Origin of the sequence: Paenibacillus sp. FSL W8-0186, from assembly GCF_037969765.1 — a bacterium.
In the GTDB taxonomy this organism is placed as follows: domain Bacteria; phylum Bacillota; class Bacilli; order Paenibacillales; family Paenibacillaceae; genus Fontibacillus; species Fontibacillus woosongensis.
Genome location: NZ_CP150207.1, coordinates 4,992,526 through 5,018,442, shown reverse-complemented (window position 1 = coordinate 5,018,442; position 25,917 = coordinate 4,992,526). Strand labels below are relative to the sequence as shown.

The window sequence follows — 25,917 nt, the reverse complement described above, 5'->3', positions numbered from 1 at the left end:
TAGTCAAAGTGGACATTCAGCCTTAATATAGTCCTAATTTTGCCGGTTTGGGTAGGTCTCGAATTTCGGGTACGATTTTTCGGGTGGAAGAGAAAAAGACTCCTGTATTCTACCGGAGCCAATGGTATAGACTATATTATTTTTATGTAAGCTAAGAATAAGGAAACCCATCGCATAGGATTTGTTCCTAACGATGGGTTATTTGATGCAATTTACTAATGTAACTGAGATGAACTATTAGGGTCAGGATTCAACTCTACGTTCCGTGCAGTGCTGAATTGCTCGTTATTTTACTGTCTGATGAGTATTGGGTAGGAATAAATAAAGTAAATGCAAAGCTAGCTGTCAAAAGAAGTAACAGGATTTTTTTCTTCATTCTCATAAACTCCTTTTACTATAGTTTTATATTTTAGCAAGGTTTCTTGGGATGCCATATCTCTATATCGTTCGAATAATCCCATACATTTAAGCATACACTTTTTGTTATTTATATAGGAGGATTTTTCAAGTCCTTTTAGCAAATTCACGAACCCCGCGGTGTAAATTTCCTTCTTAAGATAATAGTAAGCTAAATTGTGTAATAATAGAGACAAAAGGTTTTCGCTATAATGGTTTTTGTTGATATCAACAGTCTTGTCCTTATTCACATAAGCTGCAAGTTCAGACTCAAAATGCTTAAGAATATGATCTACATTGAAATGGTATTGATTAGCTGCTTCCATAATATTAAATAAAGCTGGGATAAGTTCATCTTGTTCTTTTTCGATATATGCAACGTACTCTGGGAGTACACTGGTATCACCACACATTAGCTTAATCACATATGTATTGGCCTTTGCCCATTCCAGAAAGACACCTTTCCAGTGCCGGGTGTTCTCATCATCTTCTTTAACCCAGCTAAAATCAGCATAGTAGGAGGTATAGTGTAGTGCCTGCTTATAATCTCTTCGTGCATCACAAACATCAGCGTGAAATAAGTTGGCCAATGCTATATATGTAAACAGCGGCCTGCTAGGTTTAGATTTTTCTTGAATCTTCACAGGTCGCGCCGTGAAGTATAAAGTTCTGGCCAAATAACCCAGTCTGTTTGCTATCATTTCTACTTTATCCCACTGGTGTAAAAAACGGTATACATTTCCTAAGTCTCTCAAAGCATCTAATTGAACAAGTTCATCCAATCTTTCTACATAGGGCTCGAACAGAATAGCTGCTTTATAATTATCCTCTTGATTGCTTCCCAAGCGGATTGAAAATAGTCGATATTGGCAGAAGGCGAGCCGTTCTGAATGCTGATGCTTCTCGCTTAATGCCACATTTTCAAACAATAGTTCTGCTGCTTTGCGCTTGTTCTGCTGGTAAAGGTCTTCCGCTACTTCGAATAGAAGGGGAGAGTACATCAGATTATCCATTAACAAGCTGATCACTTGCTTTATACAGTCCAATTTATCGAGGTCTGCACAGCGGTATAAGAACGGCTTGAATCTTCGCCAGTTGGGAATGTTTTGGCTCAAATGGTCTTTAATATATTGCTCGTAAAAATATCCCTCAGGGTAATTCATGACCCTTGTAAGGCGATCCAAATGATCTACTGTTAATGTTTTGTTTTTATTTAATATGGAACTCAGTGTGCCTGCGTTAATATTGGAGCTACTTGCTAATTTCCTTAGATTCATATTTTCCTGGTTCATGAAATCGACGATATGCTGGAGAACTGAAGATGTATAGCTCATGCAAATCATCCTTCTTCAGTATTTCTTGTCAAACTGTAAGTGTTTAGAAAATGGAAAGGCCCTTGTCTTCGAAATATGTCTTTTTATTCTTTGATTTCTAGTATATTACAAATATAAACAATATTTGATGATTGGTCAATTCTATTTAATAAGATGTTTATATTATGTCATAATTTGATCTCAAGCTATACGAAAGAAGTTCATCCTTTGGAAGGGATTAAAGCTAGAGTCTGCAGGGAATGTCTGATAAAATAAATAAGTTATCGTCGTTTCAATTTAAATTTAAGGGAAATCAATATACGAGGGCCGCTCGGCCGCTCGGGGAGGAATATATGAGCAGCACAACATTAACGCGGCAGGACGTGGAACTCTTGGCGCCGGCGGGCGATTGGGACTGTATGCGGGCCGCGGTGGCGAATGGGGCGGACGCGATTTTTTTTGGAGTCGAGAAATTCAACGCCAGAGCCCGGGCGAACAATTTTCGCATGGACGAGCTTCCGGAGATTATGGCCTTTTTGCACAGCTACGGGGTTAAGGGATTCCTGACTTTTAATATTCTCGTATTCGAGGATGAGCTGCGGGATGCGGCGGAGTTGATCGAGGCCTGCATCGATGCGGGCGTAGACGCGGTGATCGTGCAGGATTTGGGACTGGTCAAAATGATTCGCGAAATGTCGCCGGACTTTCCGATTCACGGCTCGACCCAGATGACGATTACTTCGCCGGAAGCAGTCGAGTTCACGAAGCCATGGAATATGGAACGTGTCGTGCTGGGCCGCGAGAACAATTTGAAGCAAATCCAGAAAATCGGAGAACAGGCAAAGCTGCCGATGGAAGTGTTTGTTCACGGGGCGCTTTGCGTATCGTATTCGGGACAATGCCTGACCTCGGAGATGTGGGGCGGGCGCTCCGCGAACCGGGGGGAATGCGCTCAGGCCTGTCGTCTCCCGTATGACCTGATCGTGGACGGGGAGCAGAAGCCGATGGGGGATGTGGCGTATTTATTGTCTCCCAAAGACCTGGCAGCGATTGATTTGATGCCGGAGCTGATCGAGGCGGGTGTGACGTCTTTTAAAATCGAAGGGCGCTTAAAAAGCCCGGAATACGTAGCTAACGTTGTGAGCAAATACCGCAAGGCGATTGACCGTTATTTTGACGGGGAGGATGCCCGGCCGTCGAAGGAGGAGGTTCGGGAGCTGCAGCAGAGCTTCTCGCGGGGCTTTACGCATGGATTCCTGGAGGGCACGAACAATAAGAAGCTCGTGGAGGGTACGTTTCCGAAGAGCCGGGGCGTGTATTTGGGCCGGGTGGAGCAGGTGCTGCGCGACGGCGTGGTCTGCCGCCTGGAGGCTCCTGTGAAGCGCGGAGACGGGATTGTCTTCGATGCCGGGGATCCGACGAAAAAAGAAGAAGGCGGACGTGTCTATGATTTGCGCCGCAAAGGTGTGAGGCTGGAAGGCGAAGCGGACGAGAAGTGGATCGTCGATATCATACCGGGACGCAATGACGTCGATCTGCGCAAGGTTCACGTCGGCGACCGCATTTGGAAGACGAGCGATCCCGCGCTGGATAAAAGACTGCGCCAGACGTTCGAGACGGACAAGCCATACCGGGTATTCCCGGTGCATGTCCGCGCTGCAGGGCGGGCTGGCGAGCCGCTGGCGACCTTCTGGACGGATGTGCAGAAGGGAACAACGGTGCGCGTCGACTCCGAGCTGCTGCTCGAGACGGCGCAAAAGCGGCCGATGGACGGCGCCCTGCTCGAAGAGCAGTTCGGCCGTCTCGGCGGCACGCTGTTTCAGCTCGAACAGCTGGATGCATCGCTGCATGGCGATGTGATCCTGCCGATGCGAGAGCTGAACAGCATCCGCCGGCGCGCAGTGGAGCTGCTCGCCGGCGAACGGCCAAAGCCGCCCGTTTACGTGAAACGGGCGGACGCCGCCACCGCCGCCACAGCTGTGCTGGGCGCGGCGGGCGCTGGCGCACCACGCGCAGCGGGTGCGCCCGTAGGCGGCGCGGGCTTGGCCGCGCGCCGCGCCTTGCGCGGTGAAGCGGAGCTCACCGCGCTGTGCCGCAGCCTGCCGCAGGTGCAGGCTGCGCTGGAGGCCGGCGTAGGGATGATCTACGCCGACTTTGAATTCATCAAGCAGTTTCCGGCAGCGGTGGAAGCCGTTCGGGCTGCTGGCAAACGAATCGCGCTCGCGACGCCGCGCATCCATATGCCGGGCGAGAACGGCTACCATAACAACATCCTGCGGCTTGAGCCCGATGCGGTGCTGGTGCGCAACACCGGGGCGCTGTACTATTATTTGCGCCACCGGCAGGAGAATCCGGACGCGAAGCATCCGCAACTGATCGGCGACTTCTCGCTGAATATTGCCAACCACAAGACCGTGGAGCTGTTTCTGGAGACCGGCTGCGATATCGTTACGCCATCCTACGATCTCAACATCCAGCAGATGGTGGATTTGCTGGGCAACAGCCAGAGCCTGGCTGGTAATATGGAGATCGTCATTCACCAGCACTTGCCGATGTTCCATACGGAGCATTGCGTCTACTGCACCTTCCTGAGCGAGGGTACGGACTATACGAACTGCGGCCGCCCATGCGAGCAGCATAGAGCATCCCTGCAGGACCGTATCGGCATGTCCCATCCGGTTCGTGTTGATGAAGGCTGCCGCAATACGGTATATAATGCGATCGAGCAGTCGGGTGCGGAATATTTGCGGAACTTCCTGGAGCTTGGGGTACGGAGCTATCGTGTCGAATTCTTGGAGGAAACGCCGGAGAAGGTGCATGAGGTCATCCGTCTCTACACCCAAGCCCTACGCGGTGAAATTAGCGGCACCCAGGTATGGAAGACGCTCAAGGCGACGAACCAGCTCGGCGTGACGCGTGGACAGCTGATCAAGTAAGCTGGCTGAAGTTAACCAGCCAACTACGTGAAGCGACGAATTGAATAAACCAACTAAAGTAAACTGGGCGGCTCAAGCCAAGTGCACGACGAAGGGCAAGCTAGCCGACCGATCTATAGGAAATAACTAACCAAAGCCCCTCTGACGCTTCGAAATTAAGCGGAGGAGGGGCTTTTAGAGTTGGTAAAAAGTAGAAATTTTGGAGCTTTCGTCTGTTCTTGTCGCTGGAACTTATTAAGCAAGTTCTGCAGTGATAAGGCCAGGTGTTCCCTGTGTGGGCTTATCCCACATGCACTTCGAAGGAGGCGACCGCCTGTCAGCGGTCTAACGAATCTCAGCCACGTTATTTGTACATATTTGCGATTATTTTGAATTTAACGGTTATCATCGACTCTATTTACGGTTTATCTGCTGTTTGGGGCAGTGAAAGTATAAAATAACGTTACCTGCAACCGTTACATTTTCTCAAGAGCTTATTTTAACCGAATAGTAATTGTGAGATTCGTTAGAAGCCGCGGTCAAGGTCAGGATCACGGTCACCATCAGGGTCTAAGCCTTGGTGTCGCATCTCCCTAGGAGTCACGTCTTGCTGTTGTGCCCCGGTGTCGTATCTCAATGCTTCGTCTCAATGTCACGTCCGAGGTCTCACGTGTGCCTCGCCTCGTGCCACAGTTCTAGGTCAGATCTAGGCCCCTGCCTCACTTTAACTCTATGTCCTGCCCGGGTGCTTGCAAGTTCACTCTCATGCTTCACGACTTGCGCTCAGCAGCAAAGTTTTGCTACAAGATGGCGAAGTCTCTACCTTACGATGAGCGTCCCCAAACATCTACTACAATTATAGCGTGGCAATGATTTTACCTGCAGAAATGGCTGTGGTATAGTCGGCGGGCGTTCCGGTATGGTCATAACCCGTCGGCCAGAATATCGTAGCTTCCGGCGGAGAAGAATTCGCCGCCGACAACGTCGTCCAAGTGCCGCTGCTGTCCTTGTAGCTGAAGCAATCGCACACGACGGCGTCGTGGCGGGTCGTCCATTCCGGAAGCGGGTCAGGCACAATCTCGAATTTCTGATCACAAGCGGCAACAACAAGCCTGGCAGTAGTCAATGCACCGAAGGGTTCATCCTCAGCCAGGAAGGTCTTCACGACCTCGCCGGCAACCTTGAACTCCAGCTGTCCGTTGCAATTCAGGGATAGTTCGATCGGCACCACCGATCCTCCCTTTATCATCCAAGGCCCCCCATCGTTGGCAAATCCGGTATTCCAGAACCAGTGCCAGTTGTCATTTGCTGCTTCTGCGGGTTTGGTGGATAGTCCGCATTCGTAATGGACATTTGCGCCAAAGACACCCAAGTAGAAGTTGATGAAGCCTACATTTTTCTCGAAAGTTGCGCTCTTGGGAAGCTGAATGGTAGTTCTTAGCCCATATACACCCACATCCGTTGACCATCGCAGAACTTTTGCATACTCTTCCATTTCGATTACCTCTTTTCGTTATGTTTTTGGGAAAAGAGAGGACAATCCATGGCAAGTCCACAATCTTCCCTCTCATAATAGAAAGGTATTTATAGAAGGCGTTTCACAACCTAGTTTTAAAAATACTTGAGTTTTTTATGTTCAAGCCCTATTAAATTGCCATTAAGGTAATTTAATAGGGCTATTATTGACTAAATATTACCATAATGGTAATATGCAGAGAGACAACACTTATATACTTTATGACAATTCAAAGGACTAATGGTTCAACAGGTTGTTTTAATGTTCTTTTATTACACTTTAGTAATATAAAGGGGATTCAGGGGGTGTTTTGAGTGATTCTAACTAAATCTCAAAAAAGAACTTTTGATCATTATTATCGAAAAAATGCAGCTGTATTTTCAAATGGTATAGTCAGTAGTTTTTTTCAAAATGAAGAGAACATTGTTCTTTTACTAAAAGCAGTAGACCATGAACAAAAATATTTACCTGAACTAAACGATAAATTTCGTAAGTATTTTTTTAGAGTTCGTTTTACGAAGTACTTGGTTTCTACTGTGCATTATTGTGCAATTGATCATATGAGGCAAAACCACAAAATGAAGAAAAGAAATCTGCTTATATTTGATAGTCCGATATCAGATAAGGATACGTCTGTAACTTACGGGGAATTACTTCTTAGCAAACATGCAACTCAATCTTCCGACATACCAAATTGCAGTCTCGCTACTTTTCCAGATTCCATAACCAATGATCATCTATCGAAGGCTTTTTCTCTCCTCACCAGCAAACAACAACAAATTATTACCTACAGCTATGTTTTATGCTACAAGGATGTTGAAATTTCCCGCTTATTTGGTATTTCACAGCAAGCTGTGTGCAAAACTAGAAATACAGCACTGCGAAGATTACGACTCATCATCCAGAAGGGGGGTGACCCTGATGGAAAATAATCAACCCCTAGCTTTTATATTTACAGCTATTAGTCAGGTAGGATTTCCGATTGTACTAACAGGTTATTTACTTCTTCGCTTTGAAAAAAAACTAGAGCTTTTAACACAAACCATATCAAAACTTATTGAGGTAATTCATAAAAAAGTGAGTGGGGAGGGTAATGATGGATGAACTATTTGATCTGGTCCTCCAGGCACAAAAGGGCGACCGTGAGGCAGTATATGAAGTAATAAAAATTATATTACCAGTTATAAAAAGTGCGCGGAACAAGATAGAGCATAATAACAGAGATGATCTTGAACAAGAAATTATGGTGACACTTATCAAAAAAATTTTATCTTATGACTTAACCCAAGTCCCTGATTTCTCTACTTTCTTTATAGTTCTACAAAAAACACAGGGTAATTATAAATCGTGATATCTAAAGTAAATAGGCTATCGTGTCGTGATATGTATAGGAGTTCGTCCAATTATCTCCGTGTTTGGGTTGTTACCAGCACTTTCGAGGTATAGGGGGACTCCTTTTTTATATGCTTAAAAACTTGGCTATATTCAGGGGAGGGACTAATGATTGACTAATATTAAACTCAAGGGAATTTATGTGACGGCACAACTAATATATTCCAAATGTGTATATTATATGTGAGACTGTTATATAAAATCAACTTCCGGAGGGATAGCAGTGAAAAAAGGAACTGTTTTATTAATATTGGTATTTTTGTTGGCTGGATGCGGAAATACTGGTGATGGTTCTAATATGTATAAGACTGAAGAAGAAGGTAACCGTACAGGTGTAGAAATAGCAAAGTTAGAAGATGTGATATTATTAGGGAACAATGAGAAAGAGGGTTCCTTTAATGAAGTTGTTGTACAAATGCGAGATAAATCCCAAAGCTTTAATTGGCAAACATCAAACAATGCAACGTACTATCCAAGGGTTGAAAAACTAGATATTAATGATGATGGTACAGATGAAATTGTAATCATTACTACCCGTTATACTGGAAGTGATATAAATGTACAAGACCTACATGTTTTAAAATCACAAGATTTAACAGAGTTACACATTGAAGATCCTCTTACTTATACGAATCAAAATACAAAATCAACAATAAAAAAATCAGATGGAATAGTAAACATTCATATCCAAGCTAATTCTCAACAGGTAGTAGAAAAAATTTTTAAAGAGGAAGATGCGGGTTTGTGGTTTGATGAAGTGAGTTACATTAACCACATCAAGTATGAAATCGAGGATAATAAAATTACTGCTACCCTCCTAGGGGCAGTAAGCCCTTCGCTAGTTGTGGCAACTGTAAAAATTGAATATGATCAGGATCTAAATGCTGCAGATTTAGTTATTACGGAAGTTAATAACTAAACAAAAAAGAATCAGCTTAAATGCTGATTCTTTTTTGTTCTTCGTATTCTACCTATTAATATCCACTTAGACGGAAGAAGGTATGTCCACCAATTACTACTTTTTCGACAACTTCCGTGTAGTCTTTTCCGTTAAAGGAATATTTCTCTACCTTATTTTCTGTTTTGGATTTCGCTGCATACGTATCGTTTCCATTAAACCATAGGCATTTACCAATAGGATTGGTACCACCATTAGTCGCAATACTTAGCGAGTCCTTCCAAGCCGTGCTATCAGTATCAGGACAACGAGCCCTATTAGTTGTCATGCCATCAAAAGCTCCACTCTTAAGTGCTATACCAGATATTGTATTACCGCCGAACTCAGTTGAGTTTTTAGCTTTGCGGTTCACTACGACATGGTAAACTCCTCTTTTCCCTGTCAGAGACTCCCCTTCAGCCTCTGAAAAAATCAGTCGTGCTAAAATATCAACACTATCAAGCCCATCAAATTCAGTTAAACCTGTTTTATTTGTTAAACAAGCTCCTGCCGCCATTACAATTCCTCCTATTAATTTTATTATGAGATTGGAGACGTGTGGATGTCAGTGTAATCAGTTCATCCAGTACTGATCTTCACTGATCTCTCGTTCTCATATTATTAAAGTGTGAATTTAAATTTTGAAAACAACCTTTATAAACATTTTTTAATTTAGTTTATTTATTGGAGGAATATAAAAATGTGGTTGTTTAACGTAAACTACTCTTCACTTTAAAAGATAGAGGACAAGATTGGAGGATGATTATGGAACAACAAAAATCTTATATGGAGCGATTATTATCTTTACGAATCGAAATATGCCAATTAGCAAAACGTGTTTTAAATTGCCACCCTGAAGACCGCGAATTTTACGAGAATGTTGCTCAGTTGTATACAAAACATTTAAATTCAATGCAAGTTAATGATCCTACCGATTTCCGATTGTCAGAACATTGCAATGTCATTGATAAAAAATAGTGTTCTTCGCTGACATTCAGTCAATATCCAAATTACTTGTGAACAAAGGTAAGATCATTGACTTAGATGCGATCTCTGAACGTATCGGAAACGAATGTTATGGAAGATTAAAGATGGGGGCCGATGCTATGCCGACCATCTAATTATGCAGTAAATATTCCCTTGAAATTTGTTCTTACCATCTCACAACAGCGGATTCATTAAAAATAACTACTGAACCAAGGAGTTGCTTTGTATCTGTTTTTGGTTCAAACACTCTATGGTTATCTTCATCTAGATAAAAGTTTATAGTAACGTAAGCATTGGAAGGTGCTCGGGTTTCTATACTCATATCAAAGTCCCCGTCTCCCCCTAGGCACTATTTTCCCATCACCTATAAAAGAATGAATGCCCATCACAGTCTCGTCGCTTCTCTATATTCAAAATCTGGTGCCAATAAAGCAGCAGCCATCTGGCCTGAAGAATATTGGGCCCCGGACCAGTTGGACAGAAAAGTCAGCATAATGTAGCAGCAGACGGTGATCCTCGCCTAACGAGGGGGACCGTCTTTTTTCTGGATCAAGAACCCGGGTATAATACAGGCTGCTACAGTTTGGTCGCGTACATGCCCATTTTTTGTGTATAATAGGCATATGTTATTTCAGGTCTTTATTTAGAAGGGGATTCGGGATGAAGATACGTAAAGCCATTATACCTGCGGCAGGATTAGGAACGCGCTTCTTGCCGGCAACGAAGGCAATGCCTAAAGAAATGCTGCCGATTGTGGATAAACCGACGATTCAATATATCGTTGAGGAGGCAGTAGCCTCAGGAATTGAGGATATTATCATTGTAACTGGCAAGAACAAACGTGCTATTGAGGATCATTTTGATAATTCGTTCGAGCTTGAATTTAATTTGCATGAGAAAGGCAAGTGGAAGCTGCTGGAGGAGGTTCGTAAATCCTCCGAGATGGCAGACATCCACTATATTAGGCAGAAGGAGCCGAAGGGCTTGGGGCACGCGATTTGGTGCGCGAGAAAGTTCATTGGAGACGAGCCGTTCGCTGTGCTCCTCGGGGATGATATCGTCGAATCAGAGAAGCCTTGCCTAAGACAAATGATTGAAGTATATAATGAGCAGAAATCATCCATCGTAGGCGTTCAGCCGGTGCCATGGAGCGAAGTGTCGCGTTACGGCATCGTGGATGGCACGGAAATCGGAGATCGTGTTTACATAGCTAATCAGCTAGTCGAGAAGCCGGAAATGGAGAAGTCGCCGTCCAATTTGGCGATTATGGGAAGATATATTTTAACCCCTGCTATCTTTGGCATATTGGAGGAGCAGCGTGTCGGCGTAGGCGGCGAAATTCAGTTAACGGACGCCATATCCAGGCTTAAAGAATATGAGCAAATCATTGCTTATAATTTTGAGGGAATCCGCCATGATGTGGGCGAGAAGCTAGGATTCATTGAAACGACGATACACTATGCCTTGCAGAGCGAAGAGTTGAGAGATCAGCTGCTGGAGTACATGGCGCAGATCATCGACCGAAACCAACAAACAAAAACGGCCTCTCGTTAAACGAGAAGCCGTTTTTCTTAAGATTAGAGAATTGATAAAAATTTCAATGAAGCTGAACCATCACGACGATAGTCGTTTTTCTTATGCCTAGAATTGCAGTTTTGCGAGCTGAGTAATGGTTTCCTGTTCAGATGGGTTAATTTGAATCAATTGGTCGTAAACGGCCTGATCGCTTGCTCCGGTTTTCTGCAATGCAGCCAAATACCAGACAGCGATTTCTTGCATGGTTGAATCATGCAAGTCTCCCGTCAGGCCATTTTTCAGAACAGCAGCTGCCTGCTCCGGTTCATTCATCATAAACTGCATTTTACCGGCACTTAACGTCATCTGCGGTGTGATGTAGAACTCTCCGCCTTGGAATTGTCCCGGAGGGAGGGTTTTTAAATGCTCGACTCCCTCAACCACATGCTGGTAAGCATTCAGCCCGGTTTTGAAGTACTGCTCTTTTTCGGCGATATTAGCCTGGCCAAGTGCCTGATAACCGAGCTCATAGGATTGATAGATCAGTTGATCATACCAATTCATGTCCCAGGCATACTTGTCTGCGTTGTCTCTATATATAGCATACGCCTGCTCGTCTTCTCCTTTTAGCTGGTGCAGGGCGATAAGCTGGTTATAGATGTTCTTATTAAATGGTTCCTTTTTCAAGGCATTCGTTAACAGATCATAGCTTGCCGTATAGAAAGTCTCATTCTGTGTCTGTTCATATCCTGCTTTCAGAAGCACGGACATATTTAGTACAGCATCAGGCTGGTGGGCACGTTTCTGAAGCGCACGATCCAGCGGTGCTTGGATCTCCTGGAAGTCGGAGCTTGTGCCCATGAGTTCTCGTCCTCTAGTTACTTCATCATTGGCTTGGATGTAGCGAATCGAGGTAAAGATGAGTACGAGTGAAGCAATGACCGCCACTGCGCTATACAACCCGCGAGCTGCGGATGGTTTCAAGGCTAGGCGCTTCACGGGCTCATTATCCATCGCTGCCGCCATGCCGGCCAATCCCAGGAATACGATAATACCGATATAAATGTAGCTCATATTGAAGTCCATCAAGCTGTGAATGAACAACGAGAATACGAGGATGAAGTAAATGAAATGAGATTCGCGCTGTTCTTCTGATGAACGAATATAACCTTTAATATATTTGTAGAAAATAAACAGAATGAAAGCCATAAATACCGCAAAGCCCAAAATCCCGACTTCGACTAAATACTGCATAACAAAGCTGTGCGCCTGCCGGCTAAGATAAGGGTTGTTCTGGTATTTTTCATATAGAGCAGCCCATGCACCACCGCCCGCACCGATGACGGGATAGTCCTTCATGACTTTAAGGGCATCTTTATAGAAGGTTAGACGCTCGAGCACACTGTGCTGCTGGAAGTTGATGTTCTCGAGGCGCTCGCCGATATTACCTGGCAATAGATGCTTGGCATTTGTTCCAAGGAAAACTGCTGCAATAATGACAACCGCTACGATGGAGCCGATCGGCAGCCATAGGTTAGACAGCTTGCGCACAGACAAGCCGCTCAGGCGCTGTTCCAGCTTAGGAGCCAGGAAACGCTGGATCAGCCAGGCAAGAGCTGCAACGATAACGGATGCAGCCAACACGTAACCCCAGCCTTTGGCTGGATCCTGGATGAGACCTTGGTGAAATTGCTGTCCTAACTCAGTTACAGGTTTCGCAATTAGCAGTGTGCCGATACCGGAAATCAAACAGTACAGAATCCAAAGAACCTGCTTTGCCGGTTTTAAGAATAGCAGAAGTACGATAAATACGACCGGAAGGAAAACTAAACCACCGCGTGATAGAGTCAGCAGGATGGAAAGCGCCATCGGTACGAGCATGAAGCCATGGATCGCTTGCTCATACCATTTCCGGGAACGCGTAATGGCGAACACCGCAACAAAGAAGAAAGCCATCAGGAAGGCGGCATATGTGTTCGGATATTGGAACACCGATGCCAGCCGCGGACCGTTAGCGTCAATCCAGACAGCCTGGTTATACACTCCATTATATACCGTGCTCGAAAACCACCCGACGAGCGCTGACACGGTTCTGCCTTGGCCAAGCCAATTCAGCAAACCGAACATAACGATGATGTAAGCGGCAGTAATTGTCGTTATTTCGACAAAGCGGTTGCCTTGTTTATTTTGCAGCAAATATAGGCCTATAATAAATAGGATGGCGTACAGGCACTGGATAAGTACCATGTTCATTGCAAAATAGTGGGAAGCCGCTGATAGGAGCGAGAGCAGGTACGTGATAGGCACAAGCAGCACAAAGGCGGCTGTCCAACTGCGCTGATCGTCCAGTTTAATATTTTTGTAGTAAGCGGCAAGCCAGATCAGCAGCAGGAAGCTGCCGATAATGACAGACCAGTAGATGGGCTTCTCAAATTGTAGAATGAGGCCGTTGAATAAGCCGGCCTGAAAGGGCGCCCAGATCATCAGAAATACAATACCAATCTTTAACAGCCATGCAGCAACCGATAATTTCTCTCCATTTCTCGACGCTGAGGCCTTTTTCCCGTATACTGGATTCGACAAGGTTACAATCTCCTTTGCTTGTAGATACGGTAATTATTTTAGCATAGGTTCTATGGTAGAGACCAGTTTCAATAGATTATTCAATGAAATGATGAGGTATGAGAAGCTCATGAGAAGCTACGTTAATAACTTTCTGAAGTATAGGCATTTTCTTAAAGAATTAGTGAAGAAAGACTTTAAATTCAAATACAGAAGGTCGAGACTTGGTGTTTTATGGAGCCTGCTGAATCCTCTGTTAATGATAATGGTGCTATCAATCGTTTTTTCGACATTGTTTAACCGCCATATTCCAAACTACATTTTATATCTGTTAACAGGGAAACTGATGTTTGACTTTTTCTCAGAATCAACAAGTTCGGCAATGAGGGCGATTAACGGGAATGCCGCTTTAATTAGGAAAATTTACGTACCAAGGTACTTGTTCCCGCTATCTAAATCTATTTTCTCTTTAATTAATTTAGCTTTTACATTAATTATACTATTCGTGATTATGATGGTTTCTAATATAGACTGGTCTTGGACTGTTCTCCTTTTTCCAATACCTATAATATACTTATTTGTATTTGCTGTTGGTTTTGGACTTTTGTTATCGGCATATGCTGTGTTCTTTAAAGATTTAAATCATCTATATGGCGTAGTCACTACAGCATGGATGTACTTAACCCCGATTATTTATCCGATTGATATTATTCCTGATAAATATAGGGCCATTATTGAGGCCAATCCTATGTATTACTACATTAGCTTATTCCGAGATATCGTATTGAACGGAAATTTTGGCGATTTGAACACTCATTTGATATGTATGGGAGTATCATTGTTGTCGCTAGCACTAGGACTTTTTGTTTTCCAGAAAAAACAGAACGACTTTATATTATATCTTTGAGGAAATACGAGGGAAACTATGAATAGTGATCATATAGTAATAGATGTGGCTGATATTTCAATGACCTATCGGATGTACAAGGAAAAAGTTGATTCCATAAAAGAATACTTCGTTAAGATGGTTAAGCAGGAACTGCAGTATAAGGAATACAAGGCACTAAGTAATGTTTCTTTCCAAGTTAACAAGGGAGAAATCATGGGAGTCATTGGATTGAATGGCGCAGGCAAAAGCACCTTGTTGAAAATTGTAGCAGGTATTCTGAAGCCTACTGTAGGGAGTATTAAGGTTAACGGGAGAATGGCTCCTCTTATAGAGCTTGGAGCGGGCTTTGACGAGCATCTAACGGGTAGAGAAAACATCTACCTGAACGGTTCTCTTCTTGGGCATTCTAATAAGTTCATGAAAGAACAAGAGGCTGCAATTATTGAATTTGCAGAGTTGGGAGAGTTTATTGACGTTCCTATTAAGAATTACTCTTCAGGTATGAAAGCAAGGCTGGGGTTTTCAATAGCTACCTGCATAAATCCGGATGTTCTAATTGTTGATGAAGTATTATCTGTAGGCGATTTTAAGTTTCAACAGAAGTGTCAAGTTCGCATGCAGGAATTGTTGGGTGGGGGTACGACGGTGCTTTTTGTTTCGCACTCGCTTGGCGAGATTGAAAAATTGTGCAATCGAACCTTATGGTTGGAAAAGGGCGAGCTTAAAATGATTGGTGAAACTGTAGAAGTTTTAGAGAAATTCAAGAATCAAGATTGAGTTGGAGGAGAGAATTCATGCATAGATACTGGGATAGCGTAATTAAACCAGTCTTGGAAAAGCAGCAAGTATCAAATATCGTTGAAATTGGATGTTTATATGGAGATAATACTTGGAAATTAGCTGAGTATTGTCAAAAAAAAGATGGTATATTGTATGCCATTGATCCCTTTCCAAAATTCGATGAAAATTTACTTATGGATAAATACGGGGCTAGTTTCAAGCTATTTAAAGATTTGAGCTTGTCTGTCCTTCCTAACATAGATGCGTTTGAAGCAATATTAATTGATGGGGATCATAACTGGTATACGGTCTTCAATGAGTTGAAAATTCTTGAACATAATTTCAAGGAACACTTCCCAATTGTTTTTATTCATGATGTTGGCTGGCCCTATGCAAGAAGGGATCTGTACTATAATCCAGAAAACATCCCTCCAATTTTTCGTCAGCCCTATAAAAAGGCAGGTATTAGTCCAACTTGTCATTCCTTAACTGATGAGAATGGAATTAATGAACACTTATTCAACGCCATTTATGAGAATAATCCGAAGAATGGCGTTTTGACTGCAGTAGAAGATTTTATAGACCAGTCGGATATGGAGTTTGAGTTTTTTTTATTTTCGGGATTCAATGGCCTAGGAATACTTGTTCATAGTGAGTATAAAGAGTTAATTGAATTTATTAATGAACAAAATATATTAATTTCTTCAAAATTAATTACTGCTCTGGAAATGGAGCGGATTGAACAGAGCATTAAGTTGAATACGGCAAAGAAAGAAAAGGAAAAGCTTAAAAGAGATAATAAGCAGCTTGTGATTAAACTGAATGAAATCAGTCGCCAATTAAGTGTTCCATCTTCTGAAAACAATGATATTGAATCCATACAAATTCATATCCGACATCTATTAGATGAAATTACGTCACTGCAAAAGGATAATAAGAAACTAACCGAGAACAAGCATAAGCTGTTCGAGAACAATTTAGAATTAAAAAATGAAGTTAGCAATTTGAAGAAACAAATATTAGAGAATAATGAATTTGATCAACAAAATAACCATCTTACTAATAAACTTAAGGAAATGGAAAAAGAATTAAGCACGTTTAAAATTAATGCCCACACAGAGAAAAAGCAATTGGAACAACGTGTCCAGGCAGCAAATCGAGCTTCAAATGTTCATCTTAACTCTATTAGATATCAGTTGGGAGATATATTAATAAATTCAATAACTAGCCCGAGCAAGTTTATTAGATTGCCAGGCAGCTTGTTTAAGCTTGTGGCAAGGGCAAGAAAAAAGAGGAATGGAAATACTGCTATAGAACAAAATATTCCTAAAGTGGAATCCACCAGGCAAATGGTTGAGCCTAAAAAGGTAACTAGTAACAATGAATTAGTAGAGTCTTCAAATCAGGGGACAATGGAGTCTTTTTTTAATCAATTGTTTACTTCAATAATTGTTCCTGTGTACAATGCAGCGGATGATTTTATTAATTGTATTGAAAGTATAGAGAGACATACCGTGCTGCCTTATAAAATAATAATTGTAAATGACTGTAGTACGGATCCGAGAATAGAACAATTTCTAGAGACTAAAACAAAGTTGCCGAATTATCTAATCATTAATAATGAAACTAATTTAGGCTATGTCGAAAGTGTTAATATTGGAATGAGGAATAGCACCTCAGATGTAATTTTATTGAACAGTGACACAATAGTCACAGCTGGTTGGTTAGAGAAATTAAAATATGCAGCATATTCTATTAAAAGAGTAGGTACTGTCACTCCACTTTCAAATGCAGCAGGAGCTTTCTCAGTACCGAGTGCTGGTGAGGTTAATGAAATACCAAAAACACTTGGAATCGATGGAATGGCTAAGTTAGTTGAAGACGTATCAGAAAGAGTGTACCCAATCGTACCTACTGGGAATGGTTTTTGTATTTATATAAAACGGGAACTTATTAATTCAATTGGGTTAATGGATTCGATACGTTTTAAACGTGGTTATGGAGAAGAAAATGATTTTTGTATGAGGGCCCTTAAAGCGGGATGGAAGCATATTATTGATGATGCGACTTATATTTATCATAAACGGAGTGCTTCATTTTCTGAAGAGAAAAAGGAACTTATTAAAAGAAACAGGGCTGTGTTAAACGAATTACATCCCGAATATACAGCAATGGTAAAGGAAGCGTTCGAATCTGAAAAACTATTGAAAATACGTAATAATGTTAAATTTCACTTAAAAGACGAAGACTTAAAATTTGAAAAAACAACAAAGAAGGTGTTGTATGTCCTTCACGATGGATCCGGTGGTACACCTAATACAAACAAAGATCTGATGACTTATGTCGAATCCGAATACGAGTGCTTTGTTCTTATTTCCAATAAGAGGAGCTTAACGCTATATAAATTTAAAGATAAATCTTTTCAAGTACTAAATACTTGGGATCTAAAAGAAGAATGGGAAGTAACGCATACTTCCCGCGATGATTTTTCAGAAATTTATTTTGAGGTATTATTGAAATGGAATATATCGCTTGTGCATATTAGACATTTATTAGCGCATACCTTTGACATTGCTTATTTGGCGAATAGGCTAGGTAGAAAGTTGATACTCTCTTTTCATGATTTTTATTATGTTTGCCCTACTATTCATCTACTGGACAATAATAATAATTATTGCGGAGGTCGTTGTACAGAGGGAACGGGCGTTTGTTCTCCGCCAAGTTCCTGGATTCCCAACCCGCCAACATTGAAGCATAACTGGGTATTAGTGTGGAGGGGATTGGTACAGGAAATGTTCAAAGTCTGCGATGCCTTTGTTACGACTTCTAAGAGTACAAAAGACGTATACACTACTACATTTCCAATGCTAAAAGAGTATGATTTTAGAGTAATTGAACATGGCAGAGATGATTTAGTTGAATTTACTCGGAATGAAACATTTCACGAGCGACCAGTCAAAGGAAAGCCTATCAAAATATTAATACCTGGGAATATTGGTTTAAATAAAGGCTCGGAATTTATTAAAGATCTTAAAAATATTGATACAGAAAATAGGCTTGAATTTCATTTTCTTGGAAATATACAATCCTCATTAAAAGAATATGGAATAGATCATGGATCATATCATCGTCATGAATTTTATGATAGGGTCAAGGCTATAAAACCTTCTTTTATTGGTATTTTTTCAATTTGGCCTGAAACATATTGCCATACGCTTACTGAGGCTTGGCAGTGTGAAATACCTGTTTTAGCCACAAAACTTGGCGCTGTAGAAGAGCGAGTAAACGAAACAGGTTGTGGTTGGTTCATCGATTATAGGAATCCTAATGAGTCATACAAGAAAATTATAGAGTTATCAATTGATCATGACGGGTACGATAGAATGTTAGATAGGTTAAAAAAGGTTCATATAAAGACTGCAAAAGATATGTCTAAAGAATATCTTGAGTTATATAAAGGTGTCTCTCTTAAAACTCCTATGGATGCTCAAAGCTAAAAATACCTTTTTACTACAAAGGTCTACCTAGCAATTGAATGGAGAATACAATGGTAAAATATAATTTTTGTATTAAAATTGGAGTTCCCACACGATCACAATTAAAAAAGTGGGGCGATTATTATTTAGCAAAAAGTTTATCTGATGAGCTAATTAGAAACGGGCATAAATGCCATATTCAAATTCTGCCTGAATGGGATTTAGGAGAAGATTCGCAAGATGATATAGTCATTCATTTTCGTGGTCTCTCCCGTTATAAGGTTAAACCCGGGCATTTTAATATTATGTGGAATATATCGCACCCTGATGATATTAGCATTGAGGAATTCGAACAATATGATATGGTTTTGGTTTCTTCGCAAATGTTTGCGGAGCAATTAAAAAATAAAATACGTGTCCCTGTGGAAGTTTTTTTGCAATTTACGGATTTATCTGTCTTTTATCCTAAGTTAAACGATGAACTACGTTTTCCCTTGCTGTTTGTAGGAAACTCGCGTGGGGTGTATCGAAAAATTGTAAAAGATGCCAGTGAAGCATCAGATGAATTAAAGATTATTGGTTCCGGGTGGGAAGATATTATTCAAAAAAAGTATATTCATTCAAGATGGTTCTCTAATGAAAAATTGAATGAACTATATTCATCGTGTCATGTATTGCTAAATGACCATTGGGAGGATATGCGAAACCATGGTTTTATAAACAATCGTTTTTTTGATGCAGCAGCTTGTAAAGCAATAGTAATCAATGATGATCACAATGAATTGAAAAATATCTTTCCATCTGCATTAACTTATTCTGATAAAGAACAGCTAAATTGGATTTTGCATGATATCCGTGTTAACGAAGAGAAGTACCGGAAAATCTCCGAACAACTTTATAATGAAGTAATTTCCGAACATACCGTGGTGCAGAGAGTTCAGCAGTTGTCAACAATGCTAATAAAATATAAGAGGGAACTTGATAATAAAATTCAATCAAAAGTAGTCAATAAGGGTGATAATATCCAATATTCGGTAAAAGATATTGGAAAGCGATTGCTGCTTAAAAGCCTTGGTTATGGAAAAACCTATCGTGCAGTGCGAAGAGTGTATCTTAGCGGTAAAAATATGAAGTTTATTATAAAAAAGCTGGGAAAGAAACTTGGGAGGAAAGCTAATAGGGAAAAACAGAAGTTGCTCTTAAATATGTCCACAGAATCTGAGATAAGGGCTCTTGCTCAAAATATTGCTACTCCTATAGAAAATAATAAGGTAAATTCATTAATTAGCATTATTATACCTACAAAAAATGGCAAGAGCCATTTTGAATATCTTTTTCCAGCACTTAAAAAGAATACATTGTATTCAAATTATGAAATAATCATTGTTGATAATGATAGTAAAGATAAAACCAAAGAGTATCTCGATTCATGGAAAAACAGTGTAAACATTCGTTATTTTAATACTCAGCAAAATCTTAATTTTTCTCAAAGCATTAATTTTGGGGTCTCAAAGGCTACAGGTAAATACTTACTATTCTTGAATAATGATGTTATACCTTTATATGGATGGCTGGATGAAATGCTTAAGACATTTGTAAGCCAAAATGAAGTAGGTGTGGTCGGGGCGAGATTAATTTATAACGAGTTAACTGCTTCGAGAATGAAAATTAAAGAAGTAATATATCCTGGTTGTTCAATTCAGCATGATGGTATTAAATTCAAATGGAATCGGACAGGCCCGGTTCCTGTGAATATAGGTAAGAATAGAAGTCCGTTATTTGAAGAAGATTCACAAGTGGAAAGACTGGTGCCTGCTGTAACGGCTGCTTGTTTACTTACCGATAGAGATACTTTTCTGCAAATAGGTGGATTTGATGAACAATATTGGTTTGGAAGGGAAGATGTTGACTATTGCCTAAGAGTTCTTGCGAAGGGTAAGAGAATTGCGGTATCTACTAGAGCTTTGTTATTTCATAGGGAATTCTCCTCCCAAATAAAACAGAGCCATTCTCTTGTTAAAAAATCAAGAGTTAGGAATCAACAACTATTTTTATCTTCATGGGGAGAGAAGCTAACCTCCTTCATCTGGGAAGAGAAGCTTTTATCCCAGACTAACTATTGGACAGAGGGGCCATTGCACATTGTTTTTCTAGTAACTGAAAATGAAATGACGACAACGGCAGGAGATTACTTTTCTGCACGTGGTTTGGGAGATTCTTTAAGGCAGAAATTCGGTTATCGAATTAGTTATTTGGCAAGAAGGCCGGAATATGAATGGAGTGAAATCCCAAAGTCTGCAGATATCATTATTTCCATGCTTCATGACTGTGATATTGGCAATATGAATATTCCGGAAGGAGCCATTCTTATCGCTTGGATTCGGGGATTTATCAACGATTGGAAATCAAACAAGTGGATTAATTTGTTTGACGGACTGATTACTTCATCAGCTTATGCCCGAAATGAATTTGAAAAAATAGTTGATTCATCAAAGTTATGGGGAATACTTCCCCTAGCTGCGAACACAAATATGTTTAAAATTGATGCTCCTGCATTAAATAGGGATATTGATGTCACTTTTGTAGGTAATATATTTCATATTCAACGTGATATTGTAGAAAATCTAGATATAAGTACGAATATTAAATTCAACTTCTATGGAAGATTGGAAACTGGGCAAGTGAACCATCCATGGGAAAAGTATCATCATGGTAACATTGCTTATTCTCACCTTCCTGAATTATATCAAAGAAGTAAAATAGTGATAGAGGATATAGCGCCCTTTAACCGCGGAACAATAAATTTACGGATATATGAGGCAATGGCTAGTGGAGCATTAGTTATTGCTAATAATGCTCCTGAAATTCAAGAAACATTTAGTGAGCACGTGCTTATTTATCAAAGTAAAGAGGAATTAAATTCTTTGATACAATATTATTTAACTCATGAAGCTGATCGAAAGGAAATTGCTTCAAAAGCAAAAGAGTTTATTCATCGTAAGCATACATTTTTAAAGCGTGCGGACGTATTTCGAAACATATTAATGAGTAATTTGGTAAAAGGACAACATAAATTGGAGGACATATGAAAATTACAATGATAGGCACAGGATATGTTGGATTAACTTCTGGAGTATGCTATTCGGAGATGGGACATACGGTGATTTGTGCCGATATTGATGAAGAGAAAATTGATCAACTGAAAAGTAATGAATGCCCAATCTACGAGCCTGGATTAAAGGAACTCATAATTAAAAATAGTTCGAAAGGAAATTTATCTTTTACTACAGATATTGATGAAGCTGTTAAGCTGGCTGATATCGTTATGATTGCTGTAGGTACTCCGTCACTTCCTGACGGTAGTGTTGACATGTTTTATGTGGAAGAGGTTGCTCGCAAAATTGGAAAATCAATCAATAACTACAAAATAATTGTTAACAAAAGTACTGTTCCAGTAGGTTCAGCAGATAAAGTTCGTCACATTATTCAGAGTTGCACCAATATCCCATTTGATGTAGCATCAGTCCCGGAATTTTTAAGAGAAGGTTCAGCCGTGAACGATATATTAAATGGGGAGCGCATAGTCATAGGAGTAGACTCAGAAAATGCAAAGGATGTTTTAATAAATACACACGCACCTTTCAATATTCCGATTCAAGTTACAGATATTCGTAGTGCTGAACTAATTAAATATGCAGCAAATTCCTTTTTGGCAATGAAAATATCTTTTATTAATGAAATAGCAAATTTGGCTGAAAAGGTTGGCGCTGATGTTCTAGAGGTTGCTAAAGGTATTGGCAGCGACAGTAGAATCGGAAATAAGTTCCTAAATGCTGGCATTGGATTTGGAGGGGCCTGTTTTCCTAAAGACACGCTTGGATTAATTAGTATTGCGGAACAGGTTGGGCACGATTTTGCAATCATGAAGGAAGTAGTAGAAGTTAATAAGAAGCAATTTTATAAAGTAATTGAAAAGCTACAGTCAGTTTACCCTAAACTCAGTGGTAAGACTGTATCTATTTTAGGTTTGTCATTCAAGCCTAATACAAATGATCTTCGAGAAGCTCCGTCAATAAAAATTATTAATGAATTATATAACATAACGAACGGTCACATTCATATTAAGGTGTATGACCCAATATCAATGGAAGAAGCCAGTAATCAATTACCAAGCTCAGTTGATTACTGTCATTCTGTTAAAGACGCTGTTAGAGATACTGATGTAGCGGTTATTGTTACTGAATGGAAAGAGATCATTGAGCAGGATTGGAACAGTCTTGCTAGTCTAATGAAGAAGCCTGTAATTATTGATGGAAGGAATTGCTTGGGATTGATGCATGATGAGAGTGTAACTTATCTTGGTATTGGACGAAAAAAAGATAAAGTAAAAATCGTGAATTAGTATTTAGATAGTTAGTAGAGCGTATTCTTTAACCATAATGTCCGAATTTATTGTGGGAGGATAAACTTTGAGAAGGTTGCTTAAGTTCAATAAGCTAGATAAGCATGTTTTGATTTTAGTAAGTTGTTTATTTTCTATAAGCTTGATAGTATACAAAAATTTCATTTTTGGTGAGGAGCTATATATTTACTCCGATATCGGAAGTGATACTCAAAATTCATATTGGCCTTATTTATCTTATATTTCAGAAATGCTGTGGTCTGGAGATATTTCATTTTGGTCAAATAGTTTTGGGACAGGGAATAATATATTTTCCTTAAGCTTACTTCTATTTGACCCTTTTAACTGGATATTATTTTTATTTGGGAAAACAAATTTGCCGTTATTATTGCCGTATATTGCAGCTCTTAAAAATATTGCAGCAGGGTATCTGTTTTATAAGTATCTAAAAACTATAAATATCTCAAATAGATCTTCTTTGGTTATTTCCCTGATTTATGGGTTTAATGGTTATATTGTTTTATGGGGGCAGCATTATCAATTTGCCACCTTGATGGTTATACTTCCTTTAGTTCTATATGGTTTTGAGAGATTTTTGCAACAAGGTAAGAAAAGATACTTTATTGTGAGTATTGCTTGCTTATCAATGTATAGCTATTATTTTTTGTATATGTTTTCTATTTACCTATTTATTTATGCGATTTTTAGATATTTAGAGCTAAACCAATTCTCCTTTAGCCATATTCTTAAGACTCTTGTAAAATCACTAATCTTATATCTTTGCGGCGTTTTCCTAAGTGCTGCTGCGTTATTTCCGGCACTATATGTTGTTTTGAGTAGTCCTAGAATTAGTACTGCGTTTCCTCCTATATTTAGTTTTGCCAATATAATTGAATATACAACAATGATCTTTAGATTGATGTCGAATGATTTATTAGGAACGGCTTCTACATTCGTAGGCTATCATAATTATTATGAGAGTCCAATCCTATACAGCGGAATTCTTTGCCTAGTGGTTATTCCATGCTTTTTTATTTATTCTACTAAAAAAAGCAAAATAATATATTCAGTATTTTCGGGTGTATTGTTGCTATTTTTAATATCCCCTTTTTTTTCATATATGTTTAACTTCTTCAGTATAAAATCATATCGATGGACTTTTGTAATTATTTTATATATCTGTTTTTTAGCGGCTAGAGCATTGGACTTGATTTTTGAAAAAAATGGTTGCAAAATGCGCTTTCCATATTATTTGTTTTTTATCTTTGGAGGGCTATTTACAATATTATGCTGTTTGAAGTATTTTGACTGGAGTATAGGAGTAGTTAAACAACTGATATTTTTATTCACAGTAACTTCAGGATTATTTGTTTGTTATTTTTTTATTCTAAGATTATCCCTCAGAGATAAAAGAAAAGTATTACCCATAATTGGCATCTTAGTTTTGGCTTTAACAGAGTTAAGCTCTTTTGCTTATTTATCAGTTAACTTAAATAGAGTTCTACTTAAGAAAGAAGTTTTAACTCAAAAACAAGGATATAATGACTACACTACAGAGGCTATAACATATATAAATGATACAGACGCGACCGCATACAGAGTTGATAAGACATATGATTCTATTTTTCTTAATGACCCGGTAATGCAAGGGTATGCTGGTGTAAAGGGATACAACTCGTTAAATCACCCAAGTTATATAGATTTCCTTAAAACTTTAGAAGTTCCTTTTAAGCGAAGAGACCATTTGAATTATTTAACCGGTTTAGATTCAAGAAGGGAATTATATGCTTTGCTAAGCGTTAAATACATTTTGGATAAAGAAAATGTTATTTCTGATGAATCTAATTTAATATATAAAACGGGTGATGTTAGCATATGGGAGAATAATTATTACCTTCCATTTGGTTTTACCTATGATACTGTTATTGATTATGAAGACTTCGTTAAGTTTCCCTCATACGAAAAAGATGTGATTTTAATGAATTCTTTTGTTATGAATAAAGAACAGGAAGAATTTAGTTATTTTAATAAGGTTAATTATAAGGGCTTATCAAATAAGACGATTAATCTTTTTGAGAAGGTAAGCAAGATAGCAAATGCTAAACAAGTAAATTCAAATAACTCAGAAGGTATAAGCTTAAAGGTGGAGAATACAGATCCGCAAATCGTAGTAACTATGGATAAAATGTTATCTCCAAGAACATCAAGTATTATTTTATCCATAGATAGTCCTTCTGATACAGAATTGCAAATTTTTTGGGCGGAGCAGCTTCAGTTTAAAGAAATAAATTCAAAAAAATTGAATATAAAAAGGGGAGAGGGCACTTACAAAGTTGACCTTGGTAATATTAGTTTTGATTCACTCAGGATTGATCCAACAAATGAAAAAAAGGATGTTGTATTAAAAAAAGCTGAGCTATCCTATATTGAATATGATATAGATGAATTTATTGAACAAAGCAAGAAGTTGTCTGAGGAAGTATTGCAAGTAGATAAGTTTACAAATGACTCTATAAGAGGAAGTATACATGTAACAAAAGAAAAAATGTTATTTTTGTCCATCCCTTACGATGAAGGCTGGAAAGCTAAGGTTAATGGAATTAACGTTCCAATTAGAAAGATAAATATTGGATTTTTAGGAATCCCATTAGAAGCTGGTTATTATACAATAGAACTTACTTATGATCCTCCCTTATTTAAAATCGGTTTATACACATCAATGATTACGTTGATTTTACTGCTAATGTACTTCTTCTACTCGAGGATGAAAAAGATGTTATAGGTATTTTCATGTAGTTTGATGCTAGGGGAGTATCTTTTTTAAAAGAATACTCCCC

Annotated in this window: 17 protein-coding genes; 13 read left to right on the top strand and 4 right to left on the bottom strand. The window is 39.6% G+C overall.

The features are described from left to right. Positions 1 to 338: 338 nt before the first annotated feature. Positions 339 to 1,730 (bottom strand): transcriptional regulator, encoded by a 1,392-nt coding sequence (locus tag MKX50_RS22560; RefSeq protein ID WP_339157824.1) that lies wholly within the window; start codon positions 1,728 to 1,730, stop codon positions 339 to 341. A 332-nt stretch (positions 1,731 to 2,062) separates the two neighbouring features. On the opposite strand from MKX50_RS22560, the gene MKX50_RS22555 reads away from it, so the two are divergent. Then, a complete protein-coding gene (locus MKX50_RS22555; RefSeq protein WP_339157823.1) occupies positions 2,063 to 4,645 on the top strand; it encodes a U32 family peptidase in 2,583 nt (860 codons plus the stop codon). A gap of 835 nt (positions 4,646 to 5,480) precedes the next feature. On the opposite strand, the gene MKX50_RS22550 is transcribed toward MKX50_RS22555, so the two are convergent. Beyond that, complete coding sequence (locus MKX50_RS22550) at positions 5,481 to 6,119, bottom strand: hypothetical protein (protein WP_339157822.1); 639 nt, start codon at positions 6,117 to 6,119, stop codon at positions 5,481 to 5,483. 335 nt (positions 6,120 to 6,454) lie between these two features. Here MKX50_RS22550 and MKX50_RS22545 point away from each other — a divergent pair, with 335 nt between their 5' ends. The 4 genes from MKX50_RS22545 to MKX50_RS22530 all read left to right on the top strand — a co-directional run bounded on the left by MKX50_RS22545 (position 6,455) and on the right by MKX50_RS22530 (position 8,451). Beyond that, a complete protein-coding gene (locus MKX50_RS22545; RefSeq protein ID WP_339157821.1) occupies positions 6,455 to 7,072 on the top strand; it encodes a sigma-70 family RNA polymerase sigma factor in 618 nt (205 codons plus the stop codon). Beyond that, on the top strand, positions 7,062 to 7,244 hold the full coding sequence (locus MKX50_RS22540) for a YvrJ family protein (RefSeq protein ID WP_339157820.1): 183 nt from the start codon (positions 7,062 to 7,064) through the stop codon (positions 7,242 to 7,244). Before MKX50_RS22545 ends, MKX50_RS22540 begins: the two co-directional genes overlap by 11 nt. Further along, a complete protein-coding gene (locus MKX50_RS22535) occupies positions 7,234 to 7,491 on the top strand; it encodes a helix-turn-helix domain-containing protein (RefSeq protein ID WP_339157819.1) in 258 nt (85 codons plus the stop codon). The genes MKX50_RS22540 and MKX50_RS22535 overlap by 11 nt, the downstream gene beginning before the upstream one ends. Positions 7,492 to 7,755: 264 nt before the next feature. Continuing rightward, entirely contained in the window at positions 7,756 to 8,451 is a 696-nt protein-coding gene (locus MKX50_RS22530) for a hypothetical protein (protein WP_339157818.1), read from the top strand. Between the two features lie 55 nt (positions 8,452 to 8,506). On the opposite strand, the gene MKX50_RS22525 is transcribed toward MKX50_RS22530, so the two are convergent. Next, complete coding sequence (locus MKX50_RS22525; RefSeq protein ID WP_339157817.1) at positions 8,507 to 8,986, bottom strand: cell wall hydrolase; 480 nt, start codon at positions 8,984 to 8,986, stop codon at positions 8,507 to 8,509. 248 nt (positions 8,987 to 9,234) lie between these two features. On the opposite strand from MKX50_RS22525, the gene MKX50_RS22520 reads away from it, so the two are divergent. Together MKX50_RS22520 and galU are read left to right on the top strand one after the other, a co-directional pair. Beyond that, on the top strand, positions 9,235 to 9,447 hold the full coding sequence (locus MKX50_RS22520; RefSeq protein WP_339157816.1) for a hypothetical protein: 213 nt from the start codon (positions 9,235 to 9,237) through the stop codon (positions 9,445 to 9,447). 669 nt (positions 9,448 to 10,116) lie between these two features. Further along, positions 10,117 to 11,010 (top strand): UTP--glucose-1-phosphate uridylyltransferase GalU, encoded by an 894-nt coding sequence (gene galU / locus MKX50_RS22515; RefSeq protein ID WP_213593709.1) that lies wholly within the window; start codon positions 10,117 to 10,119, stop codon positions 11,008 to 11,010. A gap of 87 nt (positions 11,011 to 11,097) precedes the next feature. On the opposite strand, the gene MKX50_RS22510 is transcribed toward galU, so the two are convergent. Then, complete coding sequence (locus tag MKX50_RS22510; protein ID WP_339157815.1) at positions 11,098 to 13,554, bottom strand: O-antigen ligase family protein; 2,457 nt, start codon at positions 13,552 to 13,554, stop codon at positions 11,098 to 11,100. A gap of 109 nt (positions 13,555 to 13,663) precedes the next feature. Here MKX50_RS22510 and MKX50_RS22505 point away from each other — a divergent pair, with 109 nt between their 5' ends. From MKX50_RS22505 to MKX50_RS22480, 6 genes are all read left to right on the top strand, one after another. Next, positions 13,664 to 14,440 carry an ABC transporter permease gene (locus tag MKX50_RS22505; protein WP_213593713.1) on the top strand — a complete coding sequence of 259 codons (777 nt, stop codon included), beginning with the start codon at positions 13,664 to 13,666 and terminating at the stop codon, positions 14,438 to 14,440. A gap of 18 nt (positions 14,441 to 14,458) precedes the next feature. Continuing rightward, entirely contained in the window at positions 14,459 to 15,199 is a 741-nt protein-coding gene (locus MKX50_RS22500; protein ID WP_339157814.1) for an ABC transporter ATP-binding protein, read from the top strand. Positions 15,200 to 15,216: 17 nt separating this feature from the next. After that, complete coding sequence (locus tag MKX50_RS22495) at positions 15,217 to 18,699, top strand: glycosyltransferase (protein ID WP_339157813.1); 3,483 nt, start codon at positions 15,217 to 15,219, stop codon at positions 18,697 to 18,699. Positions 18,700 to 18,749: 50 nt separating this feature from the next. Next, on the top strand, positions 18,750 to 21,767 hold the full coding sequence (locus MKX50_RS22490; protein ID WP_339157812.1) for a glycosyltransferase: 3,018 nt from the start codon (positions 18,750 to 18,752) through the stop codon (positions 21,765 to 21,767). Next, positions 21,764 to 23,080 (top strand): UDP-glucose/GDP-mannose dehydrogenase family protein, encoded by a 1,317-nt coding sequence (locus MKX50_RS22485; RefSeq protein ID WP_339157811.1) that lies wholly within the window; start codon positions 21,764 to 21,766, stop codon positions 23,078 to 23,080. The genes MKX50_RS22490 and MKX50_RS22485 overlap by 4 nt, the downstream gene beginning before the upstream one ends. Positions 23,081 to 23,147: 67 nt before the next feature. After that, on the top strand, positions 23,148 to 25,862 hold the full coding sequence (locus MKX50_RS22480; protein ID WP_339157810.1) for a YfhO family protein: 2,715 nt from the start codon (positions 23,148 to 23,150) through the stop codon (positions 25,860 to 25,862). Positions 25,863 to 25,917 lie beyond the last annotated feature (55 nt).

What these genes read in the sequence shown, in the direction of transcription:
- MKX50_RS22560 (WP_339157824.1), bottom strand. Translation starts at nt 1,730, where the DNA reads ATGAGCTATACATCTTCAGTTCTCCAGCATATCGTCGATTTCATGAAC.
- MKX50_RS22555 (WP_339157823.1), top strand. Translation starts at nt 2,063, where the DNA reads ATGAGCAGCACAACATTAACGCGGCAGGACGTGGAACTCTTGGCGCCG.
- MKX50_RS22550 (WP_339157822.1), bottom strand. Translation starts at nt 6,119, where the DNA reads ATGGAAGAGTATGCAAAAGTTCTGCGATGGTCAACGGATGTGGGTGTA.
- MKX50_RS22540 (WP_339157820.1), top strand. Translation starts at nt 7,062, where the DNA reads ATGGAAAATAATCAACCCCTAGCTTTTATATTTACAGCTATTAGTCAG.
- MKX50_RS22535 (WP_339157819.1), top strand. Translation starts at nt 7,234, where the DNA reads ATGATGGATGAACTATTTGATCTGGTCCTCCAGGCACAAAAGGGCGAC.
- MKX50_RS22525 (WP_339157817.1), bottom strand. Translation starts at nt 8,986, where the DNA reads ATGGCGGCAGGAGCTTGTTTAACAAATAAAACAGGTTTAACTGAATTT.
- MKX50_RS22520 (WP_339157816.1), top strand. Translation starts at nt 9,235, where the DNA reads ATGGAACAACAAAAATCTTATATGGAGCGATTATTATCTTTACGAATC.
- galU (WP_213593709.1), top strand. Translation starts at nt 10,117, where the DNA reads ATGAAGATACGTAAAGCCATTATACCTGCGGCAGGATTAGGAACGCGC.
- MKX50_RS22505 (WP_213593713.1), top strand. Translation starts at nt 13,664, where the DNA reads ATGAGAAGCTACGTTAATAACTTTCTGAAGTATAGGCATTTTCTTAAA.
- MKX50_RS22500 (WP_339157814.1), top strand. Translation starts at nt 14,459, where the DNA reads ATGAATAGTGATCATATAGTAATAGATGTGGCTGATATTTCAATGACC.
- MKX50_RS22495 (WP_339157813.1), top strand. Translation starts at nt 15,217, where the DNA reads ATGCATAGATACTGGGATAGCGTAATTAAACCAGTCTTGGAAAAGCAG.
- MKX50_RS22490 (WP_339157812.1), top strand. Translation starts at nt 18,750, where the DNA reads ATGGTAAAATATAATTTTTGTATTAAAATTGGAGTTCCCACACGATCA.
- MKX50_RS22485 (WP_339157811.1), top strand. Translation starts at nt 21,764, where the DNA reads ATGAAAATTACAATGATAGGCACAGGATATGTTGGATTAACTTCTGGA.